At 41.5% G+C, this 13,045-nt stretch carries 17 protein-coding genes and 1 other RNA gene; 6 read left to right on the plus strand and 12 right to left on the minus strand.

Going from position 1 to position 13,045, the window contains the following annotated elements:
• Positions 1-110: 110 nt before the first annotated feature.
• The 7 genes from ssrA to MHI16_RS15655 form a co-directional block, all read right to left on the minus strand.
• Positions 111-472, minus strand: a transfer-messenger RNA (tmRNA) gene (ssrA, locus tag MHI16_RS15625).
• Between the two features lie 174 nt (positions 473-646).
• Positions 647-1,117, minus strand: a complete 471-nt coding sequence (gene smpB, locus MHI16_RS15630) for an SsrA-binding protein SmpB (protein WP_058013673.1) — start codon at positions 1,115-1,117, stop codon at positions 647-649.
• A gap of 139 nt (positions 1,118-1,256) precedes the next feature.
• On the minus strand, positions 1,257-3,599 hold the full coding sequence (rnr, locus tag MHI16_RS15635) for a ribonuclease R (protein ID WP_058013672.1): 2,343 nt from the start codon (positions 3,597-3,599) through the stop codon (positions 1,257-1,259).
• A gap of 19 nt (positions 3,600-3,618) precedes the next feature.
• Entirely contained in the window at positions 3,619-4,365 is a 747-nt protein-coding gene (locus MHI16_RS15640) for a carboxylesterase (protein WP_058013671.1), read from the minus strand.
• 124 nt (positions 4,366-4,489) lie between these two features.
• A complete protein-coding gene (gene secG, locus MHI16_RS15645; protein WP_003212746.1) occupies positions 4,490-4,723 on the minus strand; it encodes a preprotein translocase subunit SecG in 234 nt (77 codons plus the stop codon).
• A 186-nt stretch (positions 4,724-4,909) separates the two neighbouring features.
• Positions 4,910-5,200 carry an AbrB/MazE/SpoVT family DNA-binding domain-containing protein gene (locus MHI16_RS15650; protein ID WP_003213714.1) on the minus strand — a complete coding sequence of 97 codons (291 nt, stop codon included), beginning with the start codon at positions 5,198-5,200 and terminating at the stop codon, positions 4,910-4,912.
• 26 nt (positions 5,201-5,226) lie between these two features.
• Positions 5,227-5,460: a helix-turn-helix transcriptional regulator gene (locus MHI16_RS15655; RefSeq protein WP_099681964.1), complete on the minus strand. Its 234-nt coding sequence runs from the start codon at positions 5,458-5,460 to the stop codon at positions 5,227-5,229.
• Positions 5,461-5,613: 153 nt separating this feature from the next.
• Here MHI16_RS15655 and MHI16_RS15660 point away from each other — a divergent pair, with 153 nt between their 5' ends.
• The 3 genes from MHI16_RS15660 to MHI16_RS15670 all read left to right on the plus strand — a co-directional run bounded on the left by MHI16_RS15660 (position 5,614) and on the right by MHI16_RS15670 (position 6,950).
• Positions 5,614-6,018, plus strand: coding sequence for a helix-turn-helix transcriptional regulator (locus MHI16_RS15660; RefSeq protein WP_044138963.1), 405 nt, complete (start codon positions 5,614-5,616; stop codon positions 6,016-6,018).
• A gap of 130 nt (positions 6,019-6,148) precedes the next feature.
• The gene (locus MHI16_RS15665; protein WP_058013670.1) at positions 6,149-6,547 is read left to right on the plus strand and encodes a helix-turn-helix transcriptional regulator; all 399 of its coding nucleotides are present in this window, start codon (positions 6,149-6,151) and stop codon (positions 6,545-6,547) included.
• 82 nt (positions 6,548-6,629) lie between these two features.
• On the plus strand, positions 6,630-6,950 hold the full coding sequence (locus MHI16_RS15670; RefSeq protein ID WP_058013669.1) for a helix-turn-helix domain-containing protein: 321 nt from the start codon (positions 6,630-6,632) through the stop codon (positions 6,948-6,950).
• 80 nt (positions 6,951-7,030) lie between these two features.
• On the opposite strand, the gene MHI16_RS15675 is transcribed toward MHI16_RS15670, so the two are convergent.
• Genes MHI16_RS15675 through MHI16_RS15690 form a run of 4 tightly spaced genes read right to left on the minus strand, consistent with a single transcriptional unit; the run spans position 7,031 to position 10,488 of the window.
• Positions 7,031-7,720, minus strand: a complete 690-nt coding sequence (locus MHI16_RS15675; protein ID WP_044138966.1) for an ABC transporter permease — start codon at positions 7,718-7,720, stop codon at positions 7,031-7,033.
• A gap of 21 nt (positions 7,721-7,741) precedes the next feature.
• Positions 7,742-8,659 (minus strand): osmoprotectant ABC transporter substrate-binding protein, encoded by a 918-nt coding sequence (locus MHI16_RS15680; protein ID WP_058013668.1) that lies wholly within the window; start codon positions 8,657-8,659, stop codon positions 7,742-7,744.
• A 13-nt stretch (positions 8,660-8,672) separates the two neighbouring features.
• A complete protein-coding gene (locus MHI16_RS15685; protein WP_058013667.1) occupies positions 8,673-9,326 on the minus strand; it encodes an ABC transporter permease in 654 nt (217 codons plus the stop codon).
• A 13-nt stretch (positions 9,327-9,339) separates the two neighbouring features.
• Entirely contained in the window at positions 9,340-10,488 is a 1,149-nt protein-coding gene (locus MHI16_RS15690; RefSeq protein ID WP_003212926.1) for a betaine/proline/choline family ABC transporter ATP-binding protein, read from the minus strand.
• 269 nt (positions 10,489-10,757) lie between these two features.
• On the opposite strand from MHI16_RS15690, the gene MHI16_RS15695 reads away from it, so the two are divergent.
• Positions 10,758-11,294 carry a GbsR/MarR family transcriptional regulator gene (locus tag MHI16_RS15695; protein ID WP_012011291.1) on the plus strand — a complete coding sequence of 179 codons (537 nt, stop codon included), beginning with the start codon at positions 10,758-10,760 and terminating at the stop codon, positions 11,292-11,294.
• 55 nt (positions 11,295-11,349) lie between these two features.
• On the opposite strand, the gene MHI16_RS15700 is transcribed toward MHI16_RS15695, so the two are convergent.
• Positions 11,350-11,982 carry an NAAT family transporter gene (locus MHI16_RS15700; RefSeq protein ID WP_058013666.1) on the minus strand — a complete coding sequence of 211 codons (633 nt, stop codon included), beginning with the start codon at positions 11,980-11,982 and terminating at the stop codon, positions 11,350-11,352.
• A gap of 117 nt (positions 11,983-12,099) precedes the next feature.
• Here MHI16_RS15700 and MHI16_RS15705 point away from each other — a divergent pair, with 117 nt between their 5' ends.
• Complete coding sequence (locus MHI16_RS15705; protein WP_058013665.1) at positions 12,100-12,564, plus strand: hypothetical protein; 465 nt, start codon at positions 12,100-12,102, stop codon at positions 12,562-12,564.
• Between the two features lie 15 nt (positions 12,565-12,579).
• A complete protein-coding gene (locus MHI16_RS15710) occupies positions 12,580-13,044 on the plus strand; it encodes a GNAT family N-acetyltransferase (RefSeq protein WP_081042270.1) in 465 nt (154 codons plus the stop codon).
• Position 13,045: the final 1 nt, after the last annotated feature.

The raw sequence follows: 13,045 nt of genomic DNA on the forward strand, positions 1-13,045 counted from the left end.
GTTGGTAACTCTTCAGGTAGCTGGTAAATTTAAATCACCGACAATAGAAAAAAGCCAAAACCCTTAATATGAAAGGACTTTGACCTTATTGATTTCCTCCGAAATCATATGTATGGAGACGGTGGGAGTCGAACCCACGTCCAGAGACATCGATTACTTAAGCGTCTACGAGCGTAGTCAACATATTTGGTGTTCACTCATCCTCATGCCTGCTGACGGGCGCTTGGAGAGCTAGTCTGATGGATCTCTTCTTACGTCCTCAGACGAAAACGTAAGCGTAGCCTACTTCATTGGGCTCCTCACAGACACATAGGCGATGTCAGGAAGAGCTCGCTGCACTTATTAGGCAGCTAGTGCTAAGTTTTGGTTAAAACTTTTAGTTTTGCCAGTTACATTTAGTGCGTGTTAACGAGATCGCCTCTCGGCTCGCAGCTCAAGCTCGAACCGCCCCTGTCGAATCCGTAACGTCCCCTTGTAAAAGGGATATACGGGATGGAAGTTCAGCTTAACTGCTTCCGTATATAACTATTATAACAATCTCATCGCTTGAAACAACTGGTGTTTTCTGTAAGAAAAGCGATGATTGTTTACTGCATAACATATTGTAGCATAATGCTTCCGCTCTCAGCAAGCCATCTGCATCAGGCTAGAATTGCTTTTGACGATCACGGAAGGCACGGTCGATTTCGCGTTTTGCATCTTTTTTCTTTAGATCTTCACGTTTATCGTATTTCTTTTTCCCTTTACCAATTCCGATCAACACTTTGGCGAAGCCATTTTTTAAATAGAGTTTCAGCGGTACGAGTGAGTAGCCTTCTTCCTTTGTCACACCAATCAATTTGCTGATTTGCTTGCGATGAAGCAGCAGCTTTCTCGTTCTCAGCGGATCATGGTTATAACGGTTCCCCTGCTCGTATGGGCTCACGTGCATGTTATGAAGAAACACTTCTCCCCGCTCGATTTTGGCAAAGGAATCTTTTAAATTCACTTTTCCTGCACGAATCGATTTGATTTCAGTTCCTTGTAACACAAGGCCGGCTTCATATGTTTCTTCTATAAAATAGTCATGATTTGCTTTTTTGTTTTGGGAAACAACCTTTCCCTCTCCCTTTGGCATTGGCGTACACCCTCCTTTTGACACAAACACGGTCCAAATCGTACGGATTATTTTATCAAACAATCCAGCTTTCGACAATGATGACGCTATGTGGTCAAAAAGCAAATAGAGCGTGATGCCCTATTTGCTTTTTGTCACGTTACTTTTTCTTTTTACGCTTTTGTTTTGGCGCGTTATCAAATACACGTTTTTTCTTTTTCTTCTTTTTACGGCCTGTGAACCAGTCACTTCCGCCTTTATCCTCTTTGGCTTTATCACCAGAGGCATTTTGACCTCCGCGCCCTTTTTTCGCTGGTGAATCTGTTCGTTTTTTAAACTTAAAATCTTTTGGCGATTTTCGGCGGGTGCCTTTCATGCCGACGATTTCAAAATCAATCGAGTGCTCATCTTTATTGACATTCACCACTTTGACTGTGATTTCATCACCGATACGGTAGACATTTCCTGTGCGTTCACCGATCATGGCAAAGTGCTGCTCATCAAAGCGATAGTAGTCGTCTGTCATATAGCTGACATGGACAAGGCCTTCAATTGTATTCGGCAGTTCAACGAATAGTCCGAAGTTCGTCACGGAACTAATCATGCCATCAAATTCTTCACCGATTTTATCAAGCATAAATTCTGCCTTCTTGAGATCATCTGTTTCACGTTCTGCATCAACTGAGCGGCGCTCCATTGTAGACGCATGATCTGCAATTTCAGGAAGCAGCTGGCCCCACTTTTCTAGGGTTGCTTCGTCTGTCTTTTTCTGAATCAAATAGGTTCTAATCAGTCTATGCACGATTAAATCCGGATAACGGCGGATCGGTGATGTGAAATGTGTATAGAATTCCGTTGATAAACCAAAATGGCCGATGCTTTCCGGATCATATTTCGCCTGTTTCATCGAACGAAGCATCACGGTTTGTATCACAACTTCTTCTGGTTGATCCCTCACAGCATCAAGTACACTTTGAAGTGCACGTGGATGGATGTTTGTCGACGTTCCTTTCACAATGTAACCAAACGTTGTCACGAACTCTAAAAAGCGCTGAAGCTTTTCAGGATTTGGTTCTTCGTGAATTCGATAGATGAAAGGTACATTCAACCAGTGGAAATGCTCTGCAACTGTTTCGTTAGCAACAAGCATGAATTCTTCAATTAATTTCTCTGCGACTGAACGCTCGCGAACGACAACATCTTTTGCTGCGCCTTCATCATCTACAAGCACTTTTGCTTCCTTGAAGTCAAAGTCTACTGCCCCGCGCTCCATCCGTTTTTCGCGAAGGATCTCTGCAAGCTTCTCCATCTCTTGGAACATTGGGACGAGCGGCTCGTATTTGTCAATAAGCTCTTCGTCTTCATCGACTAAAATCTTATTCACATCAGTATAGGTCATTCTTTCCGTCGTTTTGATCACACTTTGGAAAATCTCGTGTTTCACGACCTTCCCATTTCGATCAATGACCATTTCACAAGACAGTGTGAGACGATCGACCTTCGGATTCAATGAGCAAATACCGTTTGACAGGCGGTGCGGGATCATCGGAATGACGCGGTCTACGAGATACACACTCGTTCCACGCTCATAAGCTTCCTGATCAATCGGGGAGTTCTCAGTGACATAATGAGAGACATCTGCAATATGCACCCCTAGCTTATATTTGCCATCATCCAGCTTTTGCACCGTAACGGCATCATCTAAGTCCTTCGCATCTGCTCCGTCAATGGTGACAATCGTTTCGTTGCGCAGATCTCGCCTGCCTTCGAGGTCTTTTTCATCAATCGTTTCAGGTGTGTCTACTGCCTGCTGGAGCGCTTCTTCTGGGAACTCCCCTGGCAGGCCGTGTTTATGAATGATTGATAGTATATCAATGCCAGGGTCATTTTTATGACCGAGGATTTCAGTCACTTCGCCCTCTGCACTCATTCTTCCTTCTGGGTAGCTAGTCAGCGTCACGACCACTTTATGCCCTTCGACCGCTCCATTTTTAGCGGATTTCGGAATGAAGATATCGGTTGTGATTTTTTTATCATCAGGAATGACAAAGCCAAAGCTTTTCGTTTCTGTGTAGGTACCGACAACCGTCTGAGTATTACGCTCCAGAATTCGGATGACCGTTCCTTCTTTTTTTGTGCCGTTTGATTTGTGGCTGACACGAACCATGACCGTATCACCATTCATCGCTGTGCCTAGCTCATTAGGCGGAATGAAAATATCATCCTGTCCAAACTCTTCTGGTGTCACAAATGCAAAGCCTTTTGCATGAGCAGACAGCTTTCCTTTTACCAAGTTCATTTTTTCTGGTACACCGTAGCGATCGCTGCGCGTGCGAACGATGAGTCCTTGATCTTCCAGAATCACAAGCGCTTTGACGAGCTCTTTATAATCATCTGGATTGGTAATCTCCATCATCACTTCCAGCTCTTGAACGGTTAACGGTTTATACGCTTCATCTTTCATAAAAGCGAGTAGTTCATTCATAAATTCTTCTTTTTGCACACTCTAACCCCCTATATATTTAAATTGACCAATCAAGTGATTCTAGGAATGCATATACATCCTGATGAACCTTCTCGCGCTCTTTATCAAGCGTGATCGCATGGCCTGATTCTTCATACCATGTCAAATGCTTTTGATCTGTCTCTACTTCGTTGTAAATGATATTCGCACTGTCTGTATTAATCATATGATCGTGACGTGCCTGAACAACAAAAGTAGGTGAATAAATCATGTCGACATTGTTTCTAACATCTGCAATGAGTTCTTGCAGGCTCTTAAGTGTATCCATTGGCGTTTTCTTGAACTCTTCCATTTCCTGTTCAATTTGGTCCTCTGTCTTACCCTCGAATTTCTTATAGTTACGGGCATATTCTAGTACACCCTGGTACATGACTTCTTCACTTTTTATGTACATAGGTGCACACATAGGTACAATTCCCTTTACAGGTACAGTGTAACCTAATTTCAATGAAAAAACTCCTCCGAGGGATAGGCCGCAAACCGCGATTTCCTCATAGCCTTCATCCTTTAAGAATTGATAGCCTTCTTGTACATCCTTCCACCAGTCATCCGGTCCAAAATGGACAAGCTCTTCTGGCGGCACACCGTGTCCTTTATATTGTGGTGCATGACACGTATAGCCTCTTTCGTTCAAATAACGGCCCAGCATTCGAACATCGGCTGTATTCCCAGTAAAACCGTGAAGAAGAAGCACTGCCTTTTCTCCACCTTTAAACGTAAATGGTTTTGGTGTAACAACTTTCATGATGTGACTTCCTTTCCTTCTGATATGGTTTATATTTTCCACTTGTATGTATGAAACAAACACTAAAGAGTGCTGATAATAAAAAAAGGTCTGAAAAAAGATCAGACCTTCTGTTACTCGCGCTTTACACGCCTAAATATGCCAATGCAAGTGTTAAAATGAAGAAAAGCACTGACAAAATAACCGTTAAACGGTGAAGTATCAAGTCAAGACCTCTCGCTTTTTGCTTACCGAAAAGCTGCTCGGCTCCACCTGAAATAGCGCCTGACAGTCCAGCACTTTTACTAGATTGTAACAATACAACGATGATAAGTGCGATACTGACAATTACGAGTAATGTAATAACAAATGCGTGCATGAAAACACCTCCAGACAAACTGGTACACATAACTTTATTTTACATGAAAACAAGGTGCATGTCACGAAACATCAAAATAAAGATTCCCTCTATATTCTCGACTTTATTCGTTATTTTGATTCAATTTCATTCCAAAGAGTAGTATGCAGCATTTTTCATATGCAATTTTCGGTTAAAAACACGTTTTTAACGGGTTGCTTCTTCTTTCAATAGCTGTTTTAATTCTACTAACAAACGTTCAGCTCCTTCAGGACTCAGCATCACTTTCCCATTTCCATAGCTTTTGTTATACTTCGTCACTTGTCCAGTTAACAGGCAGCTCTTATCAGCATCATATTTTTTCAGCATGATGGTTTGATCTTCAATGAAAATTTCTAACAGCTGCTCTTCTTTAATATTGAGCACCTTGCGCATTTCTGAAGGCAGAACAATTCTGCCTAGTGAATCAATATGTCTGACCATCCCAGTTCTTTTCAACGACATTGCCTCCTTGATCATTTCATTCATTGACTTTTGTCAACATTTTCATAGTAAAATAGATCTTCAAATTTTTTATCAAAGTAATGAATCATTTTGCCAATGACAAGCTGGCCTGGTTTCCGGTGACCATTTAATACCCTGCTAAGTGTAGCAGGAGAAATGCCAATTTCATCAGCGAGCTGATTTAAAGACATATCGTTTTCGATCATATACTGCATGACAAAAGTCCGCCTGATCTGAATCTTTTCGACCATCATTACAACCTCCTATGGAATCAATATGTACAACGTGTAGGTGCTCATATGAACCAGATCTATTAACTTAAGTCAACACTTTTACCCCTCTGCTATTTCCTTTGGTCAATGATCATACTAAAATAAGTCATATACTGAAATGTGAGGTTCGATGTCATGAATCACTTTGGTGAACAATTACGCATTTTAAGAGAAAATAGAAAAATGTCTGTCAATCAACTCGCCATGTATTCAGGTGTAAGCGCTGCTGGTATTTCTCGTATTGAAAATGGAAAGCGTGGTGTGCCGAAGCCTTTAACCATAAAAAAATTAGCACACGCTTTGAAGGTGCCTTATGAGGATTTAATGCTGCTTGCCGGTCATATTGAACAGGAACAAGTTCATGAAATGAAACCAAAATATGAATCCGTGTTGAAAATCTATCAAACGGCGCTTCAAAAGGATGTAGAACATCTTCCCATTTTTGACGGTGACCTATGGGAAAGGCTATCCGCACAAGACATCAGCCAGCTGAATGAATACTTTCTCACGCTCATCAACCAAAAAAAGACGAACAAATAGCGGGGCATAACCTTAAGATACATTCACTATTAACTAATGTCAATATTTTCATGGTATACTTGTTGCCAATAGTCAACAAATCAAGTAAAATAGATATATCTAATCTATAACCATGTGAGGTTTTGCCTTGATGAAATTTGGTGCATATTTAAGAGCATTACGTGAGGAAAAGAAGCTGTCAGTGAACCAATTAGCGATGTATTCAGAGGTCAGTGCTGCTGGTATTTCTCGTATTGAAAATGGGAAACGCGGCATTCCGAAGCCTCCTACGATAAAAAAACTAGCCGGTGCATTAAAGGTTCCCTATGAGGAAATGATGCAGGCTGCGGGCTATATTGAGGAAGTCTCTTCTGTCCATCAGTTGAAGGAAGAGGAAATGGCACTATCCAAAATAAAGGAAGCCGCAGCGCAATACGAACTTGGCGATCTCGAACTATTTGATGGAGACATTTGGTCAACTCTTTCGAAAAAAGAAATAGAAGACCTCAACCGCTATCTGTTATTTATAATAAACAGCCGTTCGTCATAGAATGTTTTGATCATTGACAAGCTTTTTGAGCTGATTTATGACAAATTTACGGTATAATGGGTTCAGATTGGAGTGAAGAAAGATGAATCAATCTGATATGTGCCCGCGGTTTGAAAAAGCAGTTGAGTTATTGAGTAAACGCTGGGTTGCACTGATTGTTTTTCAGCTTCTCTCAGGTCCGCAGCGTTTTAGTGAAATTGAGGCCGCTCTGACAAATTTAAGCGGAAGAGTATTATCTGAGAGATTAAAAGAGCTAGAAGCAGCAGGCATTGTAAAACGGGAGGTTTTTGCTGAAACACCCGTGCGTATTGAGTATTCTTTAACTGATATGGGGCGTTCCCTTGCACCCGTTTTTGAGGAAATTTCGAAGTGGTCTACTGAATGGATCACGCTTGAATCATAAAATCCCCGCATGTGAACTGCCTGATCATCATAAAAAAACCTCCCTTACAGACGTAAGGGAGGTTTTGTCATTTCAACCACTTAAGCAGATGTCATGTTTTTTTCAGCTAATGCTTTTCTTTCTTTTTTCTTGTTCGTTGGGCTTAAATAGCGTTCGAGCCAGCCCATGACTAGGTCAGCGATAATGGCCATGAGTGCAGTTGGAATAGCACCTGCTAAAATGATGGCTGTTCCGTTTGTGGCGTTTGATCCTCTGATGATGATATCACCTAGACCTCCTGCACCAACAAATGTCCCAATCGCTGTAATGCCGATGGCGATGACCAGTGCCGTTCTTAAACCAGCCATAATGACCGATAAAGCAAGCGGTAATTCAACCATTCTCAGCACTTGCCATTTCGTCATGCCCATCGCTTTACCCGATTCTAAATAAGCATGTTCAATGCTGACAATCCCTGTATACGTGTTGCGGATGATCGGCAGAAGCGAATACAGAAAGAGTGATAAGATGACTGTATTGGCGCCAAGTCCTAACACAAGCATTAACACGGAAAGCATCGCCAACGCCGGTATGGTTTGAATGACGTTGGTAATGGCGAATATCCAATTGCTTAGCTTACGGTAATGCGCCACAAAGATGCCTACTGGAATTCCGACTATTGCCGCAAACAGCACCCCATACGCTGACATGAGAAAATGCCGATAAAATTCTTCTAACACATATGAACCGTTCTGCTGATAATACGTCCATAATTGCTGCAGTGTGTCCATCAGACGTGACACCTCCCCATCTTACTCAAAGTAATTGTTCTTTTTCAGGAAATTCTTCGCAACGGTGGCTGGTTCTTGAAGCTCCCCGTCGACTTGATAGTTCAGCTCTTGCATTTGCTCTGTATCGATTTTTCCGATCAGTCTGTTGATCACCTTATCTAGCCCTGGATTCTCTTTTAAGACTTTTTCCGGGACAACAGGCGATGCGTCATATGGCGGGAAAAACCGCTTATCATCTTTTAAAATTTTGAGGTCATAGGCTTTGATTCGTCCATCTGTTGAATAGGCAAGCACAATATCCATTTTTTCATTTTTTAATGCATCGTAGACTAAACCAATCTGCATTGGATACGTGCTTCCAAATTCAATTCCGTATGTTTTCACGAATCCTTCATAACCGTCGCCTTTCTTTTTAAGCCAAATATTATCGACACCGAACCGGTAATTCTTCGCATTCTTTTTCAAGTCAGAGACCGTTTCTAACTTGTTTTCCTTCGCCATCTTTTGCGTCACGGCAAAGGCATACGTATTATCAAAGCCATAGGAATCAAACCATTTGTAATCATAGCGTTTCTTAAATTCTTTTTGAACGATTTCCATTGCACGCTCCGGATCTTTTTCCGCATCCATTCCAAGCGTACTCGTCAAATCTGTCCCTGTATATCTTGTCGCAGAAATGTCGATATCTCCATTTTCCATTGCTTTCTGCTGTACGGTATTAGAGCCTAGGTTTTTCACAATGGTTGTCTTTTTATCTGTGTAATGTTCGATGATCTCGCTCACCATATAGGCCATTATTTCTGATTCGGTAAAGTTTTGTGCTCCCACCCGTAGCGTATTGCCTGAGGAGCCGGCTAGTCCAGGAAGTGAACAGCCGCTTATCAATAACAAGCAACCGGCAAGCAGTGCACTGATCCATTTTGTTTTTCGATTCTTCACATAAGCCAACTCCTTATGAAACTTCCTTCAATCCTTTTAAGGCTTCTGGTGTTACTTTTTTCTCCAGCTTCATCAATGTAAAGTCGATGATGACTGCTAAAATAGTGACTGGGATGGCACCTGCAATAATGTATTCCGGCTGGTATAGCTGAAGTCCAATCAAAATGTAGTCACCAAGACCGCCTCCACCAATAAAAGCAGCAAGTGTTGTCCAGCCAATTAAATAAATCGTTGACGTACGGACACCTGCCATAATGATCGGTACAGCAAGCGGAAGTTCCACAAGTCGAATTTGCTCCCATGTCGTCATGCCGATCCCTTTACCGGATTCAAGAAGGTTTTTGTTCACCCCTTGGACGCCAGCATACGTATTTCTCAAAATAGGCAATACCGAATAGAAAAAGAGAGCAACGATTGCAGGTATTTTCCCAACTCCCAAAATAGGAATAAAAAATGCAAGAATCGCTAAACTAGGGAGTGTTTGAAAGATATTTACGACACCGATGACAAAGCCTGCGCCTCGTTTCATTCGCGTGAGAACGACGCCTAAAGGAACGGCAACGATAATTCCTAGCACGACAGCAATTAAGGAAATATATAAATGCTCCCACATTTTTGTGAGGAGTTCCCCACCATTTTTCTCTAGAAAATCGATGATTTGATCCATGTGTCCACCTCCCTTAGTTCATTTCAATGGCAGACGCTGGCGTATCGTCTCCCCAAATGGAGTCGTACACAACATCTACAAGACTTGCCCGTGTCACAATGCCTTTTAAATGCCCTTTGGCATCGACAACTGGTACATATTTAATACCGCGTATTAAGATTTTCCGAACGGTGTCTCTGAGAAGTGCGCCTTCTTGTACAGTATAGAACTCTGTATTTAAGATCTCACCAACGAAAGCCGCTTTTCTGCGGTTCGCATCAATAGTTTCAATATCGATATAGCCTTTTAACACATCATGTTCATCTACTACAAGCAAGGAATCGACCCGCTTTTCTCTCATGATGTAAATGGCATCAGTCAACGTTTGTTCGACTGTAATGGTAACTGGTGACGTGTTCATCATTTGTTCTACACGTTCCATATTCGGATTTGACTGAAGCAGGCGTTCTTTTCCAATGAATTCTTCAACGAACTCGTTGGCAGGGTTACGCAAAATATCTTCTGGTGTGCCTACTTGAACAATCTCTCCATCTTTTAAAATCACAATTCGGTCAGCCAGTTTAATTGCTTCATCCATGTCATGTGTGACGAATACGATGGTTTTATTTAACGTTTTTTGCAGCTTCTTAAATTCTTCCTGCAGAGTATCTCGTGTAATTGGATCAAGTGCACCAAATGGTTCGTCCATGAGGATCAGAGGGGGTTCTGCTGCTAGTGCGCGAAGAACTCCGATACGCTGCTGCTGTCCTCCACTAAGTTCATGAGGATAGCGCTCTAAAAATTCCGGGCCCATGTCGACGAGCTTCAGCAGTTCACGTGCTCGCTCTTTCCGTTTTTCTTCCGGCCATTTTAACAGCTTCGGCACAAGTGAGATGTTTTGCGCGATGGTCATATGGGGGAACAGTCCAATTTGCTGAATCACATAACCGATTTCTCTTCTTAATTGAACTGGATCTTTTTTCATGATATTTTCTCCCTCGATAAAAATGTTTCCTGAGGAAGGTTCGATGAGTCGGTTGATCATCTTCATGGTTGTGGTCTTACCACAGCCACTCGGTCCAATAAAACAAATAAATTCTCCTTTTGCTATGTCTAAATCAATATTTTTGACAGCTTTTTTTCCGCCTTTATACGTCTTAGATACATTCTCTAGTTTCAGCAAATGAGACACCTCCAATTAGTTGGATCTATATATTCAGAAAATTTACACCTTATTAATTATAGTGCAAACTTTATAAAATAAAAAGTTTATGATGTGTTTGTATTGCATAACATTTATATAAAATTTTCAGTTAACGCTGTAATATCTAGAGATCTCTCCTTTTTCCTCCAAATTACTAGCAATTACTCAATATTTATTGTTTTCATCAACAAACAGGTATATGATATATTGTGTTACAAATTGTCAGTCGTGAAGGGATGAAGCGGGGAGTGGACAAGCAAGCGCTAGGCGCCATTCAAAAAGCACAGGATCATTATATTGAAAAAGCTGCAGAGAACATGAATGCCTTTGGTCTTTCTTCTACAGTGGGTAGAGTGCTTGGTATCATTCACATGAACCGTAAACCAATGACGCTGGAAGAGCTATCAGAGGCGACCGGCATGAGCAAAACGAGGATGAGTCAAGTCGTTCGAGAAATGCTCGATTTAAATATTGCGGAAAAGGTTTATGAAAAAGGAATACGTAAAGATCTTTATGACGTTGAGCAAGATCAATACCAAACGTTTATTTCATTGTTTGCAGCCAATTGGACCCGTGTTGTCAGTAAAAACCGTAAAGCACATAAGAAAACGTGCAAGGAATTGCAAGAGCTGCTTGAACAGGAAGATTTACCAGAAGAAACAGAGGATAAAATCAATCTGCTTCTTTCAGAAATCAAGGAAAGTCTTGATTACTATGATTGGATTAGCCGCTTAATTGAGTTCTTTGAAAGTGAAGAAGTATTTAAGCATGTGCCGAAACCTTAAAAAAAGCTGTTTTATTTTACATCTTTGTAGAAAAAAACAGCTTTTTTATATACACTTATGACATAAACATCGGAAACATCCCTTTTAAGCCTGCGCCGATCATTTCAACTGCCACTACAGCCAGAATTAATCCCATCAAACGCGTCACAACATTCATCTCTGTTTTCCCCATTTTTCGCATAATAAAACTTGAATAATGAAACGCATAATACGTCATAGCAAGAACGATGACAATGCCAATTAGAATCGAAAACATGTGGAGCATCCCTTGACTTCCAGGGGTTAAACTCATGACTGTAGCGATTGTACCGGGACCAGCGATGATCGGAATGGCGAGCGGCGTAACGGAGATATCTGCCTTCTCTTTGCTTTCTGCCTTCTCCTCCGAATGAGGATTTTGGACGTGTGATTCTTTTGCATTCAGCAAATTATAAGCGATACCAAAAATAAAAATACCGCCAGCGATGCGGAGTGCATGAATATCGATCCCAAACAATTTGAAAATAAGCCTGCCTGCCAATAAAAAGGCGATCAAAATAATAAAAGAGACCACGACGGCTTTTTTGGCTGTCTGGGAGCGCTCTTTCTCTGTATAGCCCTCTGTTAAGGTGATGAAAAGAGGTACGTTTCCTATGGGGTTTGATACAGCAAATAATGAGACGACCACATGAATCATAAAGGAAATCAACAGACACCCTCCTTTTTTCATAGTGTCTGCCATTCTGATGTGAATATTCCCTTATGATGTTAAAACCTGTATATCTTTAACCGATGATAATAGAGGTTTAAAGAAAGGGGTTCACACATGAAGAAAACAATAACGATCATTCTTCTTTCTGTAGCAGTTATAGCCTCAGGTGGCTGGATTGTTTGGCAGCAGCAGACCATCGAAGAAGCAGAGAAAACTCATCAGCAAGAAAGCAAAACGAGCGATCTGAAGCTCTCGCAGTTAACATCAGATCAAACAGATATGAAGCATAAAAATGATGAACAAAAAAAGCAAATAGCCACCGTCACAAAAAAGCTCAAAAAAGAAAAGAAAGCCTATGAAAAAGAGGTCAAACAGCGTAAAGCGCTTGAGGTAAAAGTCGACCAGCTTCAAAAAGAGCTGACGGCAGCAAAAGCTACTGCTCAAGCAAATAAGCAGACCACTCAGTCTACAAGGAAACCAACTGTCAAAAAAGACCCGAATGTCACTCATCATCCTCCCTCACAGTGGGTACAGGACCAATACGATTGGGGCGTGAAACAAGGGTATATTAAAGAATAGAAAGGACGAAAAAATGTGATACAGATTCGGCAATTATCTCATGATCAACCTCTGCCAATGGATCTTTTACTATTAGCTGATCCTTCAAAGGAAAAGGTTCTCACTTATGTACAATCCGGCTCTTGTTATGCCGCCTTTCATGAAGAGGATGTGATTGGTGTCTACGTACTGACATCGCTCTCTCAGCATACAGTGGAAATCATGAATGTGTCTGTGAAGGAGTCATGGCAAGGAAGGGGAATTGGGAAGCAGCTGGTCCGCCATGCAATCGCTGAAGCGAAAGTCGCTGGTTTTCATACGATTGAAATCGGCACAGGCAACTCGAGTATTCAGCAGCTCGCACTTTATCAAAAATGCGGTTTTCGTCTAACGTCGATCGATCGAGATTTCTTCCTTAAGCATTATGATGAACCAATTTATGAAAACGGGATTCAGTGTATAGATATGGTACGGCTGTCACTCACATTTCAAGCAGACTGAC

The organism is Bacillus sp. FSL K6-0923 (genome assembly GCF_038630825.1).
In the GTDB taxonomy this organism is placed as follows: Bacteria; Bacillota; Bacilli; order Bacillales; family Bacillaceae; genus Bacillus; species Bacillus pumilus.

Bases quoted from the DNA above. Each gene is read 5' to 3' on its own strand.
- smpB (WP_058013673.1), bottom strand. From the start codon at position 1,117: ATGCCAAAGGGAGAGGGAAAGGTTGTTTCCCAAAACAAAAAAGCAAAT.
- MHI16_RS15640 (WP_058013671.1), bottom strand. From the start codon at position 4,365: ATGAAAGTTGTTACACCAAAACCATTTACGTTTAAAGGTGGAGAAAAG.
- secG (WP_003212746.1), bottom strand. From the start codon at position 4,723: ATGCACGCATTTGTTATTACATTACTCGTAATTGTCAGTATCGCACTT.
- MHI16_RS15655 (WP_099681964.1), bottom strand. From the start codon at position 5,460: ATGATGGTCGAAAAGATTCAGATCAGGCGGACTTTTGTCATGCAGTAT.
- MHI16_RS15660 (WP_044138963.1), top strand. From the start codon at position 5,614: ATGAATCACTTTGGTGAACAATTACGCATTTTAAGAGAAAATAGAAAA.
- MHI16_RS15665 (WP_058013670.1), top strand. From the start codon at position 6,149: ATGAAATTTGGTGCATATTTAAGAGCATTACGTGAGGAAAAGAAGCTG.
- MHI16_RS15670 (WP_058013669.1), top strand. From the start codon at position 6,630: ATGAATCAATCTGATATGTGCCCGCGGTTTGAAAAAGCAGTTGAGTTA.
- MHI16_RS15675 (WP_044138966.1), bottom strand. From the start codon at position 7,720: ATGGACACACTGCAGCAATTATGGACGTATTATCAGCAGAACGGTTCA.
- MHI16_RS15685 (WP_058013667.1), bottom strand. From the start codon at position 9,326: ATGGATCAAATCATCGATTTTCTAGAGAAAAATGGTGGGGAACTCCTC.
- MHI16_RS15705 (WP_058013665.1), top strand. From the start codon at position 12,100: ATGAAGAAAACAATAACGATCATTCTTCTTTCTGTAGCAGTTATAGCC.